Source organism: Pseudomonas extremaustralis (assembly GCF_900102035.1).
Taxonomy (GTDB): domain Bacteria; phylum Pseudomonadota; class Gammaproteobacteria; order Pseudomonadales; family Pseudomonadaceae; genus Aquipseudomonas; species Aquipseudomonas extremaustralis.
In genome coordinates, this window is record NZ_LT629689.1 from 2185479 (window position 1) to 2203268 (window position 17790).

The 17790-nt window shown below is 62.6% G+C and carries 15 protein-coding genes and 1 pseudogene; 3 read left to right on the plus strand and 13 right to left on the minus strand.

The annotated features are described in order from the left end of the window. The first annotated feature begins 97 nt into the window (after positions 1-97). Entirely contained in the window at positions 98-265 is a 168-nt protein-coding gene (locus tag BLR63_RS31135; protein WP_156791900.1) for a hypothetical protein, read from the plus strand. Here the strand turns inward: BLR63_RS31135 and BLR63_RS10000 are convergent. From BLR63_RS10000 to urtA, 11 genes are all read right to left on the minus strand, one after another. After that, a complete protein-coding gene (locus BLR63_RS10000) occupies positions 257-1429 on the minus strand; it encodes an MFS transporter (RefSeq protein ID WP_010564292.1) in 1173 nt (390 codons plus the stop codon). The two genes, BLR63_RS31135 and BLR63_RS10000, sit on opposite strands and share 9 nt — an antisense overlap. A 40-nt stretch (positions 1430-1469) precedes the next feature. After that, positions 1470-2825: an MATE family efflux transporter gene (locus BLR63_RS10005; RefSeq protein WP_010564291.1), complete on the minus strand. Its 1356-nt coding sequence runs from the start codon at positions 2823-2825 to the stop codon at positions 1470-1472. A gap of 70 nt (positions 2826-2895) precedes the next feature. Continuing rightward, positions 2896-3855 (minus strand): AAA family ATPase, encoded by a 960-nt coding sequence (locus BLR63_RS10010; protein WP_010564290.1) that lies wholly within the window; start codon positions 3853-3855, stop codon positions 2896-2898. Positions 3856-3858: 3 nt separating this feature from the next. Next, positions 3859-4902: an aliphatic amidase gene (locus BLR63_RS10015; protein ID WP_010564289.1), complete on the minus strand. Its 1044-nt coding sequence runs from the start codon at positions 4900-4902 to the stop codon at positions 3859-3861. A 15-nt stretch (positions 4903-4917) separates the two neighbouring features. After that, positions 4918-5265 (minus strand): FmdB family zinc ribbon protein, encoded by a 348-nt coding sequence (locus BLR63_RS10020; RefSeq protein ID WP_010564288.1) that lies wholly within the window; start codon positions 5263-5265, stop codon positions 4918-4920. Positions 5266-5267: 2 nt separating this feature from the next. Next, complete coding sequence (gene fmdA, locus BLR63_RS10025) at positions 5268-6497, minus strand: formamidase (protein WP_010564287.1); 1230 nt, start codon at positions 6495-6497, stop codon at positions 5268-5270. Positions 6498-6726: 229 nt separating this feature from the next. Then, on the minus strand, positions 6727-7416 hold the full coding sequence (gene urtE, locus BLR63_RS10030; RefSeq protein WP_010564286.1) for an urea ABC transporter ATP-binding subunit UrtE: 690 nt from the start codon (positions 7414-7416) through the stop codon (positions 6727-6729). Between the two features lie 10 nt (positions 7417-7426). Further along, the gene (urtD, locus tag BLR63_RS10035) at positions 7427-8185 is read right to left on the minus strand and encodes an urea ABC transporter ATP-binding protein UrtD (RefSeq protein ID WP_010564285.1); all 759 of its coding nucleotides are present in this window, start codon (positions 8183-8185) and stop codon (positions 7427-7429) included. Then, on the minus strand, positions 8182-9336 hold the full coding sequence (gene urtC, locus BLR63_RS10040; protein ID WP_010564284.1) for an urea ABC transporter permease subunit UrtC: 1155 nt from the start codon (positions 9334-9336) through the stop codon (positions 8182-8184). The genes urtD and urtC overlap by 4 nt, the downstream gene beginning before the upstream one ends. A gap of 10 nt (positions 9337-9346) precedes the next feature. Next, a complete protein-coding gene (gene urtB / locus BLR63_RS10045; RefSeq protein ID WP_010564283.1) occupies positions 9347-10264 on the minus strand; it encodes an urea ABC transporter permease subunit UrtB in 918 nt (305 codons plus the stop codon). Between the two features lie 169 nt (positions 10265-10433). Further along, positions 10434-11642: an urea ABC transporter substrate-binding protein gene (gene urtA, locus BLR63_RS10050; protein ID WP_010564282.1), complete on the minus strand. Its 1209-nt coding sequence runs from the start codon at positions 11640-11642 to the stop codon at positions 10434-10436. A 247-nt stretch (positions 11643-11889) separates the two neighbouring features. On the opposite strand from urtA, the gene BLR63_RS10055 reads away from it, so the two are divergent. Beyond that, on the plus strand, positions 11890-15273 hold the full coding sequence (locus BLR63_RS10055) for an ATP-binding protein (protein ID WP_010564281.1): 3384 nt from the start codon (positions 11890-11892) through the stop codon (positions 15271-15273). Beyond that, positions 15248-15913: a response regulator gene (locus BLR63_RS10060; RefSeq protein ID WP_010564280.1), complete on the plus strand. Its 666-nt coding sequence runs from the start codon at positions 15248-15250 to the stop codon at positions 15911-15913. Before BLR63_RS10055 ends, BLR63_RS10060 begins: the two co-directional genes overlap by 26 nt. 36 nt (positions 15914-15949) lie before the next feature. Here BLR63_RS10060 and BLR63_RS10065 read toward each other — a convergent pair whose 3' ends face one another. Continuing rightward, positions 15950-17041 (minus strand): methyl-accepting chemotaxis protein, encoded by a 1092-nt coding sequence (locus BLR63_RS10065; RefSeq protein WP_416376010.1) that lies wholly within the window; start codon positions 17039-17041, stop codon positions 15950-15952. Positions 17042-17242: 201 nt separating this feature from the next. Next, a pseudogene (locus tag BLR63_RS32550) lies at positions 17243-17515 on the minus strand (PAS domain-containing protein); the annotation flags it as partial. Positions 17516-17790: the final 275 nt, after the last annotated feature.

A 17790-nucleotide genomic window follows, 5' to 3' on the forward strand; every position in this document is an offset into this window, starting at 1 on the left:
AAACGAACCGGAGAGGGAAAAATTAGCGGGGGGGGGATGGGAGGCTGTTGACTGCGAGGAATGCGGGCTGCCGGGAAATGCCCTACACGAAACCCGTATGCAATTGATATTTCTTAAAGCGCTTCGGGCCCAGGTTAAACGGCGCCAGGTCCTCGACCCACTGGTCAGTTATGAAGGGCAAACCGAAGAGGAGCTGGAGGCCGCCTTTCGCCAGGCGGTGGATGACCTCGTCAGCGGTGAGTACAGCGCTCATCCATCACCCTAACCGCCGATACCCCAACACCGCCGACCCCATCACCACCGCCCCCGCCGCCAGCGCCACCCAGAACCCGCTGGCGTCGCCGAAGTGGTCGATCATCCAGCCGGAGCTGGCGGCGCCGATGGCCACGCCGATGCTCAGGCCGGTGATCAGCCAGGTCATGCCTTCGGTCAGGCGGCTGGGGGGGACGATGCGCTCCACCAGGCCCATGGACACGATCAGGGTCGGGGCGAAGAACAGCCCGGAGATGAAGATCGCCACGGCCAGGCCGGGGATGTTGGTGACCAGCAGCAACGGCAAGGTGGTCAGCGCGGTAGCGACCCCGCAGCACAGGAGCTGCCGGGGCAACGGTGCCGTGAGTTTGAACGTACCGAACGCCAACCCCGCCAGGCACGAACCGATGGCGTACACCGACAGCACGATGCTCGCCGCCGCCGGCTGGCCCTGATGCTGGGCGAAGGCCACGCTGACCACCTCCACCACGCCGACGATCACGCCCATGGCCAGCAGCAGAATCATCAGGATCAGCACCGAGGACGAGGCGATCAGCCAGCGGCCGTGGTGATCGTGATGTGCATGCACTGGCGGCTCGGTTTCGCGTTGCAGCACAAAGGTGGTCACCCCCACCGCCAGCAACAGCGCCGCGACCAACGGCCCGGCCTCCGGAAACAGCACCACGCTCAAGCCCACCGAGATCGGCGGGCCGATGATAAAGCACACTTCATCGAGCACCGATTCGAGGGCAAATGCGGTTTGCAGCCTGGGCTCGCCGCGCAGCAACTCGGTCCAGCGTGCGCGCACCATGGCCGACATGTTCGGCATGCACCCGGCCAGGGCGGCGAACAGGAACAACGTCCAGTTCGGCGCCTGCAAACGGGTGCACAGCAATAACAGCAGTAATGCGCCGCCGCCGATCAGCGCGGCAATCGGCAGCACCCGGCCCTGGCTGTAGCGGTCCACCCAGCGTGACACCTGGGGCGCGCAAAACGCCGTGGCCAGGGCGAACACCGCCGCCACCGAACCGGCCAGGCCGTAGCCGCCATGTACCTGCGAGAGCATGGTGATCAGGCCGATGCCGGTCATCGACACCGGCATGCGCGCGAGCATACCCGCCAATACAAAGGCCCGGGCGCCAGGGACCTGGAACAACGCGGCGTAAGGGTTCGCCATGACTTAACTGCCTTGCACGCTTGAATTGTGCATCCTTTTATCACACCAACCGCGTGATCTGTTTATGCCGCCACACCAGCCGGTAATACGCGATCTGCAAGCCGAGCATCGTCAGGTACGTCACCGGAAAGGCCATCCAGACGCCTTCCAGGCCGAAGTGGACGTTGAACAGATACGCCATCGGCAACTCGACGCACAGCACACAAAAGATCGTAATGATCACCGGCATCAGCACCACGCCGCTGGCGCGCATGATCCCGCCGAACACCGCCTGGAAACCGAACACCAGAAGGCTCCAGAGCATGATGTGCAGCAGGTGCTCGGCATTCGCCCGCGCCACGTCGTCGGTGATGAACAGCCCAAGCAGCCAGTGGGACGAGCCATAACCCAGCAGGATCAGCGCACCGGTCAGGCACAGATTGATCAACAGGCCAGTGCGCAGGATCGGGCCGATGCGCTCCAGACGCTCGGCACCAATCGCCTGGGCCCCGAGGATCGAGGCGGTGATGGCAATGGACAGCGCCGGAAACTGCACGTAGTTGACGATCTGCGTCACCGCGCCATAGGCCGCCGTGGCTTGGGAGCCGTGGCTGTTGACCAGGGCGAGGATGACCAATTCCGACAGCGACAGCACCACCATCTGCAGGCCGGTAGGCAGGCCGATGCGCAGGACTTTGGCCAGGATCACGCGATCCAGGCGCAACGCCGCCAGCAGTTCCCGATCCGGCGCCATCACATGCTGCTTATGGCGTAGACGCAGGACCAGAAACAGCATGGCCGCCGCGTTCCCCGCCAGCCCTGCATACGCCGCGCTCTGGATGCCCATGGGCGGCAGGCCGATCCAGCCGCGGATCAGCGCCGGGGTCAGCAGCAGGCCGACCAGCGTGGACACGATCAGCGCCAGCAACGGCGAAACCGTGTCACTGACCCCACGCAGCAACTGGGTATACAGGATGAACACCAGCAGCAGCGGCATGATCAGCATCATCATCTGGGCATAACCCACCGCCTCGTCGAGCACATCCAAGGGCGTCCCCAGGACCTGCAACGCCGGGCGCGCGAACAGGCTGCCCAACACGGCCGCGATCAACCCCACCAGCGCCCCGAGGGTCAGGGTCGCGCCGGTAATCGCCTTGACCATCGCGGTTTCGCGGGCGCCCCAGGCCTGGCCGATCAACACCGAGGCGCCCGCCCCCAGGCCGATCACCAGGGCGATGAAGAAAAACACGATAGGAAACATGCCCGACACCGCCGCCAGCGCGTGGGTCCCGAGCATCTGTCCGATGTAGATGCCGTTGAGGGTGCCGGAAAAGCCTTGCAGGAAGTTGGACAGCACCATGGGTGCCAGAAAGATCAGGTAAACCTGCCACAGAGGACGTTGCACAGGGCTTTGCATGAAAAACGGGGCCTCGAAGACTAGACGCGTCCGAGGGTTATACCGTAATTGGATCCTATCTTCCCGTGCTTTAACCGCCCAACGCCTCCACCACCAGGCCAGCGCCCCGGACCGTCGCCAGCAGACGCCGGGCATCGGCCTGCAGGACACACTCGGCAATCGCCGGTTCCAACTCGACCCGCAGACGCCGCCCCAAGGCCCGCGCACCAAACCGCGCATCGTGGTGACGGCACAACCACGCCCGCGCCTGCGCGTCCACCGCCAAAGAGCGCTGCTGCGCCGCCAAACGCTGATTGAGCTTGCCCAGTTCGACGTCCAGCAACGCCTGCAACCACTGGGCGTCGATGGGTTCGAACATCAGGATGCGGTCGATACGGTTAAGAAACTCCGGCTCGAAATGCCCGTGCAAAGCGTCCTCCAGCACTGCCGCTTCGTCCCGCACAAAACCACGCAGCAAGCGTCGCCAGCCGTGGGCAAAGCGCTGGCGATGGCGACGCGCCTGGTGCGCGCCGATGTTGCTGGTCATGAAGATCAGGCTGTTGCGAAAGTCCAGGGTGCGCGTACCGCCGGCCAGGGTCAGTTGGCCGTTTTCGAGGATGCCCAACAGGCTGCGCACCACTTCCTGGCTGGCTTTTTCCAGCTCATCGAACAACACGATCCCCGGCCGGCTGTAAGTGCCTTGGATCAATTCGCTGTCGAACAGGCTGATGCCCTCCTTGCTGCCCACGTAGCCAGGGGGTGCGCCGGTGAGCGCGGCGGCGTAATGCTCCTGGGCCAGGGTGTGCATGTCGATGCGGCAGAAAGCGTCGGCGCGACCATGCAGCGCCTGGGCCAGCAGGCGCACGATTTCAGTCTTGCCGACACCGGTGGGGCCCATGAACAGGTTGACGCTCAAGGGCCGGTCACGCTCGCCGATATCGGCCTTGACCACCTTGAGCAAACCTTCCACCTGGGCCAACGCCGCCACCTGGCCGACGATACGACTGCGCAGCAACGCCATCACCTGCGCCGGTTCGAAGGTAAAACGCATGCACTACCCCGCGGTTTTTTCATGGCCGCCATGGGGCAATTGCCCCACCGGGCATTCGGCGACACCCACGGTGCTGCGGGTGATTTTTTCCACGTTTTCCTGGGCTTTCTGCGCATCCAGCACCCAGGTGCGGTAGAACTCGAACGGGCAATCGGCCACGCCCTTGTCGCCGTCGCCCGAGGCGTGCATGCCGGTGTAGCCGCGGTGCAGCAGCTTGAACAGGTGGTTCTGCGACTGGTCGTTGGCCCGCGCATCGCGGATCTGCGACACCGACAGTTGGGCGTACTGGATGCCCATTTCCTCTTCACCGCATTCGCCCAGGGTGCGCCCATCGAAGCCGATGATCGCCGAGTGGCCGAAGTAGGAATACACCCCATCGAAGCCCGCCGCGTTGGCCACCGCCACGTAGCAGTTATTCGCCCAGGCCATGCTCTTGGACATCAGCACCTGTTGCTCCTTGGCCGGGTACATGTAGCCCTGGCAGCGCACGATCAACTCCGCGCCCTTCATCGCACAATCGCGCCAGATTTCCGGGTAGTTGCCGTCGTCGCAGATGATCAGGCTGATCTTCATGCCCTTGGGGCCGTCGCACACGTAAGTGCGATCACCGGGATACCAGCCTTCGATGGGGCACCAGGGGATGCACTTGCGATAGCGCTGCACGATCTCGCCGAGGTTGTTGATCAGCACCAGAGTGTTGTAGGGCGCCTTGTGGGGATGCTCTTCGTGACGTTCGCCGGTCAGGGAAAACACGCCCCAGGTGTTGGCCTGGCGACACGCGGCGGAAAAGATCGCGGTCTCCTCGCCGGGGATGCTTGCGGCGGTGGCCATCATTTCGTCGTGGTCGTACATGATGCCCATGGTGCTGTATTCCGGGAACACCACCAGGTCCATGCCGGGCAGGCCCTGTTTCATGCCGACAATGATGTCGGCGATCTTCTTCGCGTTGTCGATGACCTCGGCCTTGCTGTGCAGGCGCGGCATCTTGTAGTTCACCACCGCGATACCGACGGTGTCCGGGCTGCTGGAAATATCGCCATGACGCATTGCAACGCTCCTGGTCTAGTGACTGATCATCCACGGACGTGGACCGGTCTTGGTCTTGAGGCCCAGCGGGTTGGCCTTGCTCGGCAGCACCTGTTTGCTGGTGCCGCAGCAACTGCACCCGGCCGGATGGCGGCGATTTTCCTGGTACTCGCCGACGGTCTGCGGCGCGTGGGCGCTGCGCTCGTTGCCGGCGATAGCCTTGCGCTGGTTGGTCGACAGCAACTGCAAGGCCGGGGCCGACACCTGCAACGGCCCTCCCGGCCCTGCACAGTACGGGCACTGGCTGGGTTCGTTGCGCTGGGCGATCGGCCGCAACATCGTGAACGTGCCGCACGCCTCGCAGGCGTATTCGTAGGTCGGCATGGCTACAGGTCCGGTGCAATGGGCAGGTCGATGCTGCCGTCGAGGAACTTGGTGGGGCCGTTGGCGTTGGGGTTGATATCGAACTCGAAGATTTCGGTGGGCAACCACAACGTCGCGCAGGCATTCGGGATATCCACCACGCCGCTGATATGCCCTTGCACCGGCGCCGAGCCGAGCAGCGCATAGCCCTGGGCCGGCGAGTAGCCGAACTTGGTCAGGTAGTTGATCGCATTCAGGCAGGCCTGGCGGTAGGCGATGTTGACGTCCAGGTAGTGCTGCTGGCCCTGCTCGTCCACCGAGATGCCTTCGAAGATCAGGTAGTTCTTGTAGTTCGGCGTGATCGGGCTTGGCTTGAACACCGGGTTCTTGATCCCGTACTTGGCCATGCCGCCCTTGATCAGCTCGACCTTCATGTGCACCCAGCCGGCCATTTCGATGGCGCCGCAAAAGGTGATTTCGCCGTCACCCTGGCTGAAGTGCAAGTCGCCCACCGACAGCCCGGCGCCCTTGACGTACACCGGGAAAAAGATCTTCGAGCCACGGGACAGATCCTTGATGTCGCAGTTGCCGCCATGCTCGCGCGGCGGCACGGTGCGCGCACCGGTGGCGGCGGCATCGTCGCGGGCCTGGCCCTTGAGTTTGCCCATGTGCGCGGTGGCGGCCAGCGGGGCGTTGGCCAGCGGCGGTACGCGGGTGGGGTTGGTGTCGATCAGTTCCTGCTCGCGGCGGTTCCAGTCGGCGAGCATCACCGGGTCCGGCAGGCAGCCGATCAGGCCGGGGTGGATCAGGCCGGCGAAGTTCACCCCTGGGATGTGCCGCGAGCTGGTGAACATGCCCTTGAAGTCCCAGATGGCTTTTTGTGCGCTGGGGAAGTGATCGGTGAGGAAGCCCCCACCGTTCTGCCGCGAGAAAAAGCCGTTGAAGCCCCACTGGGAATCGGCCTTGGCGCCGATATCGAGCAGGTCCACCACCAGCAGATCGCCCGGCTCGGCCCCGTGCACGCCCACCGGGCCCGACAGGTAATGCACGGTGGACAGGTCCACATCGCGCACGTCGCTGGCATCGTCGTTGTTCTTGATCGCGCCGGCGGTCCAGTCGTAGGTTTCAAGGATGAAGTCATCGCCCGGCTTGACCCAGCACGCCATCGGAATATCCGGGTGCCAACGGTTATGGATCTGCTCGTTCTCGGTGACGGGTTGGTTGAGGTCGACTTTGATCAGCGTTTCGGTCATGGACTGGCTCCTGGACGGATGGTTTGGTGCGTTGAAACCAGTCTCGTGGAGCGGGGTAAAACGGGAAATACGTTGGATGACGTATAAACAAAAGCACCTGAACATGTGGAAGGGGGCTTGCTCCCGATAGCGGTGTGTCAGTCATGAATGTATTGACTGACACACCGCTATCGGGAGCAAGCCCCCTCCCACAATTGACTGCATTTCAAGGTTGGATTGGCGGTGTTGTTTAGACGGACAGGTAGCGGCTGATGGTTGCTTCGTCCACCCGGTCCCGGGTCTCTTCGATGACGAAGCGGCCCTTTTCGATCACCAGGAAACGGTCGGCGATTTCCAGGGTGAACGACAACACCTGCTCGGACACCACGATGGTCAGGTCCCTTAGGTTGCGAATCTCCTTCAGCGTGCGTGCGATGTCCTTGATGATCGACGGCTGGATGCCCTCCGTCGGTTCATCCAGCAGCAGCACCTTGGGGTTGGTCGCCAGCGCCCGGGCAATCGCCAGTTGCTGTTGCTGGCCACCGGAGAGGTTGCCGCCCTTGCGCGACTGCATGTCGTAGAGCACCGGGAACAGCGCATACAAATCCTCCGGCACCTTGCCCCGCGCCGAGGCCGGCAGGCCGGTCTGGATGTTTTCCAATACGGTCATGCTCGGGAAAATCATGCGCCCCTGGGGCACATAGGCGATCCCGCGCGCGACCCGCTCATGGGTTTCCAGCGCCGACACATCGTGGCCGTCCACGCTGACTTGGCCCTTCCACTGCGGCAGGATGCCCATCAGGCTCTTGAACAAGGTGGTCTTGCCCATGCCGTTGCGGCCCATCACCGCGACGATCTCGCGCTTGGCCACGTTGAGATCCAGGTCGTGGAGGATCTGGCTCTGCCCGTAGCCGCAGGACAATTGGTCGATCTTGAACATGCCTGCTTCCTCAGTGGCCCAAATACACTTCGATGACTTTAGGGTTGCTTTGCACCGACTCCATGCTGCCCTCGGCCAGCACCTTGCCCTGGTGCAGCACCGTGACCTTATGGGCGATGCTTTTGACGAATTCCATGTCGTGCTCGATCACCAGTACCGAACGGCCCTGGCTGATGCGGTTGAGCAGCTCGGCGGTTTGCGCGCGTTCGTTGACGCTCATGCCGGCCACCGGTTCGTCGAGCATCAGCAACTCGGGGTCCTGCATCAACAGCATGCCGATCTCCAGCCACTGCTTTTGCCCGTGGGACAGCAGGTCCGCCTGTTGTTGCAGCAAGTCGCCGAGGAAGATCTCCCGCGCGACTTCCTCCACCCGCGCGATCACCTGGGCACTGCGCTTGAAAAACAGCGCACCCCAAACCTTGCGCCCGGCCGGGTAAGACATCTCGAGGTTCTCGAACACCGTGAGGTTCTCGTAGATCGACGGGTTCTGGAACTTGCGCCCGACCCCGGCGCGCACGATGTTGTACTCGCGCATCTTGGTCAGTTCCTGGCCGTCGAACTGGATGCTGCCGCTGGTGGCGCGGGTCTTGCCGCAGATCAAGTCGAGCACCGTGGTCTTGCCCGCACCGTTGGGGCCGATGACCACGCGCACTTCATTGCGGTCGATATACAGGTTGAGGTTGTCGACCGCCTTGAAGCCGTCGAAGGACACGGTGAGGCCTTCGATGGCCAGCACCGGTTTGTTCATTTCAAAGCCGACGGCGGTCATGGCTGGGTCTCCAGGATTTTGGTTTTGGCCTTGGCTTTAACCGGGGCTTTCGCCACGGGCGGTGTGCGCCGCAGCAGTTTCGCCAACGCCTGGCGCCCATGACTGTCCCACAAGCCGGCCAGGCCATTGGGGAAGTACATGACCACGGCGATGAACAGCCCGCCCATCAGGTACAGCCACAACTCGGGAAAGGATTCGGAAAAGTAGGTCTTGCCGTAGTTCACCAGCAGCGCGCCATACACCGCGCCAAGCAGCGACATGCGCCCGCCCACCGCCGCGAAGATCACCATCTCGATCGACGGCACGATGCCCACGAACGACGGCGACATGAAGCCCACCTGCAAGGCGAACATCGCCCCGCCAATCGCCGAGAACGCCGCCGCCACGCAGAACACGAAGATCTTGAAGCTGGCCACGTCATACCCGGAGAAACGCACGCGCTCCTCCTTGTCGCGCATGGCCATCAACAGCCGGCCGAGCTTGGAGGCAAGGATGAAACGCCCGATGAAGATGCAGCCGAACAGCAACCCGGCGTTGATGAAGTACAGGATCAGCTTCGCGCTGTCGGTGCGCAGCTCCCAGCCGAGCAGGGTCTTGAGGTCGGTGATGCCGTTGACGCCGCCGGTCAGGCCTTGCTGGCCAACGATCAGCACGGTGAGGATCAGCGCAATCGCCTGGGTCACGATGGAGAAATACACATCGCCCACGCGCCGCTTGAACAGGGCCATGCCGATGATGAACGCGAGCAGCACCGGCACCGCGATCACCGCCACCAGGGTGAAACTGAAACTGTGGAACGGTTGCCACAACAGCGGCAGTTCGGTGATCTGGTTCCAGTCCATAAAGTCCGGGATGCCCGGCGTGGACTGGATCTTGGTGCTTTCAGGGTCGGACGCCTCCAGCTTGAGGAACATCGCCATGCAGTAGCCGCCGACGCCAAAGAACACGCCCTGCCCCAGGCTGAGAATGCCGCCATAGCCCCAGCACAACACCAGGCCCACGGCGACGAATGCGTAGGTCAGGTACTTGCCGACCATGTTCAGCCGGAACGCATCCAACGTCAGGGGGAACACCACGAGAATCAGCAGCGCCAGCAACACGATGCCGATCAGGTTTTGCTGGCCGCCCAGCAGCTTGTCTAAAGCCTTCATCTGCTCGCCTCTACTTGCGCACTTTGATGGAGAACAACCCTTGCGGGCGCAGCATCAGGATCAGGATCACCGAGGACAAGGTCAGCACCTTGGCCATCGAGCCACTGAGGAAAAACTCCGACAGCGATTGGGTCTGGGCGATCACGAACGCCGAGGCGATGGTGCCGAACAGGCTTTGCGCGCCGCCGAACACCACGACCAAAAAGGTGTCGACGATGTACTGCGAGCCCGCCGTCGGCCCGGTGGAGCCGATGGTGGTGAACGCCGCGCCCGCCACGCCGGCCACGCCGCAGCCGAGGGCGAAGGTCATGCGGTCGACCTTGCGCGTATTGATGCCCACCGCGCGGCTCATCAAGCGGTTCTGCACGGTGGCACGCACCTGCAGGCCCCAGCGCGAGCGGTAGAGCATCAGGAAGATCGCCGCCGTCAGCAGCACGGTCAGGGCCATCATGAACAGGCCGTTGCGCGGGATCTCGATGGCATCGGTGAAGTTCACCGAGCCCATCAGCCAGGCTGGCGGTTCGGCGCTGACTTCACGGGCACCGAACACCGAGCGGAAGGTTTGCTGCATCACCAGGGACAGGCCCCAGGTGGCGAGCAAGGTGTCCAGCGGGCGCTTGTACAAGCGGCTGATCATCGCCCACTCCACCAGCCAGCCGACGGCGCCGGCAACGAGGAATGACAGGGCGATGGCGAAGAAGAAGTAATAGGGTTGGAAGCTTGGCGCAAAGTGCGCGGTGAGGCTGGAACACACGTAGGTGGTGTAGGCGCCGATGGTCAGGAACTCACCGTGGGCCATGTTGATCACCCCCATCTGGCCGAAGATGATCGCCAACCCCAATGCCATCAGCAGCAGCACGCAGAACACGGACAAGCCGTTGAACCCCTGCATTGCCGCGATGGCCCCAAATTCCGATAGCCATTCCATGATGATGGTCTCCTGAGAGCGGGAGGTGATAGTTGGAATGCGATGTGCTTTTGCTCTATGTGGGAGGGGGCTTGCCCCCGATAGCGGTGGCTCAGTTATAGAGATGTCGACTGACACTCCGCCATCGGGGGCAAGCCCCCTCCCACATTTGAATCGGTGTGCTTGAAGGTTATTGGTAACCCTTTGGAAACGGATTTGGCTCGATCAGATCCGACTCGTAGATCACCTTGAACTGGCCGTTCGGCTGCACTTCACCGATGCGCGACTTGCTCCACAGGTGATGGTTCTCGTGGATCTTCACGTAGCCTTCCGGCGCGGTTTTCAGCTCGATGCCAGGGGATGCGGCGACGACTTTGTCCACGTCGAAACTGCCGGCCTTCTCCACTGCCGCTTTCCATAGCCATGGGCCGAGGTAGGCGGCCTGGGTCACGTCGCCGATCACCGCATCCTTGCCGTACTTGGCCTTGAAGGCTTCGACGAAGGCTTTGTTGTTGGGGTTGTCCAGGCTCTGGAAGTACTTCATCGAGGCATAGAAGCCGGCCATGTTTTCGCCGCCGATGCCGAGCAATTCGTCTTCGGTCACCGACAGGGTCAGCAGGGTCTGCTTGGAGGCGTTCACGCCCGCCGCGTTGAGTTGTTTGTAGAACGCCACGTTGGAGCCACCCACCACGGCGGCGAACACCACGTCAGGCTTTTTCAGCTTGACCTTGTTGATCAGCGAACCGAACTGGGTGTTGCCCAGCGGGTAGTAGTCTTCGCCCACCACGGTGCCGTGCAGCACGTTCTCGATGTGCTTGCGCGCGATCTTCATCGAGGTGCGCGGCCAGATGTAGTCGGAGCCGACCAGGTAGAAGGTTTTCGCGCCCTTGGTCTTGGCGATCCAGTCGAGGCTGGCGAGGATTTGCTGGGTCGCTTCCTGGCCGGTGTAGATCACGTTTTTCGACTGTTCCAGGCCTTCGTAGAAGGTCGGGTAGTAGAGCAGGCCGTTTTCTTTCTCGAAGATCGGCAGCACGGCTTTACGCGACGCCGAGGTCCAGCAGCCGAACACGGCGGCGACCTTGTCGTTGACCAGCAGTTTCTTGGCCTTTTCGGCGAAGGTCGGCCAGTCGGACGCGCCGTCTTCCTGGATCACCTTGATCTGCCGTCCCAGAATCCCGCCCGAGGCGTTGATCTGCTCGATAGCCAGGCGTTCGGCCTGGATCGAACCGGTCTCGGAAATGGCCATGGTGCCGGTGGCCGAGTGCAACTGGCCGACGGTGACTTCGGTCGGGGTGACGGCGAGGCCTTCGTTATCGGCCAGCACGCCCTGGCTGAACAGTGCGGCCGCCAGTAATGACAGGGCCAACAGCGGTTTGGAGCGGATCAATCGTTGTGCCATGGGGCGACTCCTCTGCAATGAGGGGTCCAGCATGGCGGCAGCGGGTCAGCGCGGGTATACGCAGCCTGACGTAACGGCATACGTCATTTGACGTATGCCGCTGCGCACCAATGCAGGGCAGGATCGCGCTCGCCCAGCCGCCACTGACCAATGTGGAAGGGGGCTTGCTCCCACATTCGCCGCCCAGCGCATTTGAGGGCATGGAACTTGCTCACTCCCTTCGTCCACTCTGCGGAGCCTCCCCACCGTGCAATCCCCACCCGGCACCCAGCGCATCGTCAAGATCCGCCGCGACTACAACTCCTGGGTCGCCGACGAGACCATGGAAGACTACGCCCTGCGCTACACCCCCAAGTCGTTTCGCAAATGGTCGGAGCTGCGTATCGCCAACACCGCCCTGGGCGCGGTGTCATTCCTGGCGCTGGAGGCCATCGGCGGGGTATTGGCCCTCAGTTACGGCTTCACCAACACCTTCTGGGCGATCCTCACTATCAGCCTGGTGATCTTCCTCACCGGCCTGCCCATCAGCTATTACGCCGCGCGCTATGGCGTGGACATGGACCTGCTGACTCGCGGCGCCGGCTTCGGTTATATCGGCTCCACCATCACTTCGCTGATCTACGCCAGCTTCACCTTTCTGTTCTTCGCCCTGGAAGCGGCGATCATGGCCCTGGCGCTGGAGCTGTATTTCCATATCCCGCTGGCCTTCGCCTATGTGATCTGCTCGCTGCTGGTGATCCCGCTGGTGGCCTATGGCGTGACCCTGATCAGCCGCCTGCAACTGTGGACTCAACCGCTGTGGCTGTTCTTGCTGGTATTGCCCTACGGCTTCGTGTGGTGGAAAAACCCCGACGCCTTCAGCGACTGGACCAGTTTTGTCGGGCGCAGCGGCGATGGCGGTGGCTTCAACCTGCTGGCGTTCTGCGCCGCCTGCACCGTGGCGCTGTCGCTGGTGACGCAGATCGGTGAGCAAGTGGACTACCTGCGCTTCCTGCCGGAAAAGACCGCTGCCAATCGCAAGCGCTGGTGGGCCGCCCTGCTCTGCGCCGGCCCCGGCTGGATCATCCCCGGCGCCTTGAAGATGTTCGCCGGCGCGTTCCTGGCGTTCCTGGCCCTGCAACATGAAATCCCCATGGAGCGCGCCGCCGAGCCGACGCAGATGTACCTGGTCGCCTTCCGCTATGTGTTCAGTTCGCCGGAATGGGCGCTCGGCGCCATGGTGCTGTTCGTGTTCATCTCGCAGATGAAGATCAACCTGACCAACGCCTACGCCGGCTCCCTGGCCTGGTCGAACTTCTTCGCCCGCGTCACCCACAGCCACCCTGGGCGCGTGGTGTGGCTGGTGTTCAACGTGGCGATTGCGCTGATGCTGATGGAGCTGGGGGTGTTCGATGTGATCGACCAGGTGCTGGGCCTCTACGCCAATATCGCCATCGCCTGGATCGGCACGCTGGTGGCGGACCTGGTGATCAACAAGCCCTTGGGCCTGTCGCCGGCACACATCGAATTCAAGCGCGCGCACCTCTACGACATCAACCCGGTGGGCGTCGGCTCGATGTTGATTGCCTCGTTGCTGTCGATCCTCGCCCACTTCGGCCTGTTCGGCGCCCTGGCCCAGGCGGCGCCGCCCTTCGTGGCGCTGGGCACGGCCTTGATCATGGCGCCGCTGCTGGCCTGGCTGACCAAGGGCAAGTACTACATCGCGCGCACCAGCGACGCCCAGTTGATTCACCCGGTGGCGCCCGCCACCCACGCGGTGTGCGGGCTGTGCAGCAACCCGTTCGAGACCGCCGACATGGCGTTCTGCCCGGCCTACAGCACGCCGATCTGTTCGCTGTGCTGTTCGCTGGATGCGCGCTGCGGCGACCGTTGCAAACCTCACGCCCGCCTGGTCAGCCAGTTCGAAGGTGCGTTGCGCTGGTTGCTGCCCAACACCCTGATGCCACGCCTGCATACGCGCCTGGCCCATTACCTGGGGCTGCTGTTGGTGTTGGTGCTGCTGCTCGCTGGCGCCCTGGCCTTGATCTACGTACAGGCGGCCCAGGGCTTGCCCCATTCCGAGACGTTGTACCAGGCGTTCTTCAAAGCCTTCCTGACCCTCTCGGTGCTGGCCGCCGTGCTCGCCTGGTGGGTGGTGCTGACCCGCGAAAGCCGGCGCGTCGCCCAGGAAGAATCCGACCGCCAGACCCTGCTGTTGATGCAGGAGATCGACGCCCACAGCCTCACCGACCAGGCCCTGCAACAAGCCAAGGAGGCTTCGGAAGCGGCGAATGCCGCCAAGAGCCGCTACGTCACCGGGCTGTCCCACGAACTGCGCACGCCGCTGAACAGCATCCTCGGTTTCACCCAGATTCTGCAGCGCGACAGCGCCATGCCCGAACAGCATCAGGACGCGCTGGCGACCATCCTGCGCAGCGGCTCGCACCTGCTGTCGCTGATCGACGGCCTGCTCGACGTGGCCAAGATCGAGGCCGGCAAGCTGCGCCTGGAACTCACCGAAATCCCCTTCCCCGAATTGATCCGCGACTTGGAACAGATGTTCACCCCGCAAGCCCAGGACAAGGGCCTGCGCTTTCGCCTGGACTGCGTGGGCAAGATCCCGGCGGTGGTGCGCGGCGATGAGAAACGCGTGCGCCAGATCCTGATCAACCTGCTGGGCAACGCAGTGAACTTCACCGACAGCGGCGAGGTGTGCCTGCGGGTCAGCTACATGCGCGAAACCGCCAACTTCGAAATCATCGACACCGGTATCGGCATTGATCCGGGGCAACTGGAGCGGATCTTCCAGCCGTTCGAACGCGGCGACCTGATGCGCCAGGACAAGGGCGTGGGCCTGGGGCTGACCATCACGCGCATGCTCACCTCGCTGATGGGCGGTGAGTTGCGCGTCACCAGCGAACTGGACAAGGGCACCTGCTTCCAGGTACGGCTGTTCCTGTCACAAGTACGTGCACCCCAGGCGGTGGTGCATGTGGAGCACGACATCATCGGCTACCACGGCGAGCGCCGACGCATCCTGGTGGTGGACGACCATGTTGACCACCGCAAGGTGCTCAGCGGCATGCTCACGCCATTGGGTTTTGAAGTGGTCCAGGCCAGCAATGGCCAGGATGCGATCCGCCAGGTGGCGCTGCTGGCGCCGGACCTGATCCTGATGGACCTGTCGATGCCGACCCTGGACGGTTACGAAACCAGCCGGCTGATCCGCCGCAATGCGCTGTCCACCGCGCCGATCATTGTGATCTCGGCCAACGCCTTCACCGACGACCGCGAACGCAGCATCGCCGCAGCCTGCAACGACTACCTGGCCAAGCCGGTGCGCACCCCGGAACTGCTCGGCCGCCTGCAACAGCACCTGGGCCTGCAGTGGCTGCGCCGCACCAAGACCTTCGTCGCGCCGCCGCCACCGGGCGTGCTGCCGAGCCCCGAAGACCTCGCCGCGCTCGCCGAACTCAGCGCCATCGGCTATGTGCGCGGGCTGCACGAAAAACTCGACACGATCCTTGAATACCGACCCGACACCGAACCTTTCATCAGCAAGGTGCGCGGGCTGCTCAAGGGTTTCCGCCTGGATGAACTGAACCGAACCCTCAAGGAGGCCGAAGATGAATGCACTCACCCACAGCACTGAACCTGGCGTCGTGCTGATCGTCGACGACACCCCGGACAACCTGGCCATGCTCTCCGACGCCCTCGACGACGCCGGCTACATGGTGCTAGTGGCCCTCGACGGTCTCAGCGCGCTGAACCGCGTGCAGCGCCGGCGCCCGGACCTGATCCTGCTGGACGCGATGATGCCCGGCCTGGACGGTTTCGAAACCTGTCGCCGGCTCAAGGCGATGCCGGCCAGCGCGGACATCCCGGTGGTGTTCATGACCGGGCTGACCGACAGCAAGCATGTGGTGCAGGGCTTTGAGGTGGGCGGCAGCGACTATGTGACCAAGCCGATCCAGACCGATGAAGTGCTGGCGCGGGTCGCGGCCCATCTGCGCACCTCGCGCATTCTGATGTCGGCGCGGGCGGCCATCCAGCCGAGTGCCTTGACGCTGGAGGATGAATCGGCGCACCGGCTGCTGTCGGCCCGGTTCCAATTGACCGAACGCGAGGTGGAAGTGTTGCGTTGGGTGGCCTGCGGGAAAACCAATCGGGACATCGGCGACATCCTCGGGTTGAGCCCAAGGACGGTGAACAAGCACCTGGAGCATGTGTATGTGAAGCTGGGCGTCGAAACCCGCACGGCGGCTACGTCAGTCGCCCTGGCCGCGATCTGATTGACGCTGCGCAAGCCAGGGAAGGCGCAATAGGGCCTAACTGTTGAAACGCGTCACCAAGGTGTTGAGTGCATGGGCGGTCTCTTGCAACTCGTCTCCCACATTCGAGGAGTGCTGCGCGATATCGGCGTTCTGATCGGAGACCTGGGCGATCCGGGTGATCTGTTGGGAGATCTCTTCCGCCACGCTGGCTTGTTCTTCCGACGCGGTCGCCATTTGTTGCGCCATTTGATGAATGCGCTCCACCGCGCCATTGATCCCGTCCAAGGCGTCTTGGGTGCTGATCACCTGAGCCACCCCGGACAGCGCTTCCACGCTGCCCTGTTTGGCGACGTCCACCGCCTGGTTCGCCACTTCCTGCAGCGTCAGGATGATCCGCTGAATGCTCATGGTCGACTCTTGCGTCTTGGACGCCAGGGCACGCACCTCGTCGGCAACCACGGCAAAACCGCGCCCCTGCTCGCCGGCACGGGCGGCTTCGATGGCGGCGTTCAAGGCCAGCAGGTTGGTCTGGTCGGCGATGGACCGGATGATGTTCGCCGCCTGTTGGATCGACTGGGTTTCCTCGGCCAACCCCACCACCGAACGACTGATGGCCTCGACGGTATCAGCGAGTTTTTCGATCACCTGGCGGGTTTTCTGGGCTTCCTGGGAGCCGGTATGGGTCAAGGTGTTGACCTCGTCAGCGGCGGTGGCGGTATCACTGATGTGCACCGCCACTTCGGAAATGGACGCCGCCATCTGATTCATCGCCGTGGCGGCCATATCGGCTTCGTCGCGCTGCTGGCCGAGCGCCAACTCCGATTGCTTGGAGAGAGACTGACTCTGGCTGGCCAACGTCGCGGCCTGATGGGCGTAGTCACCCAGGCGGCTCAGGGCGGTCCTGATCTTCGCGTTTTCACTGATCAGCACCATTTGCAACTGAGCGGCCTGCCCGGTCTCGTCGGAATAGGTGCGGGCGATCAATTCGCTGTCGAAACACCCTTGCGCCACCGCGACGACACGCTTGAGCGTATTGCGCGACTGGACAACGCCAATCCCTTGCAGCGCAAAGAGCCCGGCCACGGCGACCAGCGCACTTATGCCGGGCCCCGCCCACTGGAACGCGGCGACGCAGGCGATTGCAATCGCGCCCGGCGCGAACAAAAAGCGTGCCGCCGACATCAGGCGGCGCTTGAACGTCCCGGTGGCGTTTTCTCCGCGCATCCCCGCGTAAAGCGCCGACGCCCGCTCGACTTGCCGCCGATCTGGCTTGACCCGCACCGACTCGTAGCCGGTGAGCTGTCCCTGCACGAAAATGGGCGTGACATAGGCATCGACCCAGTAGAAATCGCCGTTGCTGCATCGATTCTTCACGATGCCCATCCAACTTTTACCGTCCTTGAGATAGGACCACATATGCGCAAATACCGCTTCGGGCATATCGGGATGACGGACGATATTATGCGGCTGCCCAATCAACTGTTCACGACTGAAACCGCTGATCGCCACAAACTCATCATTGCAATAAGTGATATTGCCCTGCCTGTCGGTGGCGGAAATCAAACGCTGACTGTCGGAAAACACCAGTTCCTTTTGCGAGACCGGAAGATTATTTCTCACTGCAAGACCTCACGCACCAGACAATAACAATTGCCCTTGCTCGACTGTATAAAACTTTAATTATAGGAAAATCAAACAATCGTTCGGCACGTGACACACTGCATTTCGGATGTTTAACCTGAAGAAATGTTTGCACACACAAAAAACGCCGTCAACACTAAAAGCAGTGAACGGATACTTCCTTAGTCTTAAATTAGTTAGTCGAAGGCGAATAACCACACTAATTTTATTGATAAATAATTTCATCAGAACTTTGGGAATTACTTACATTCCCC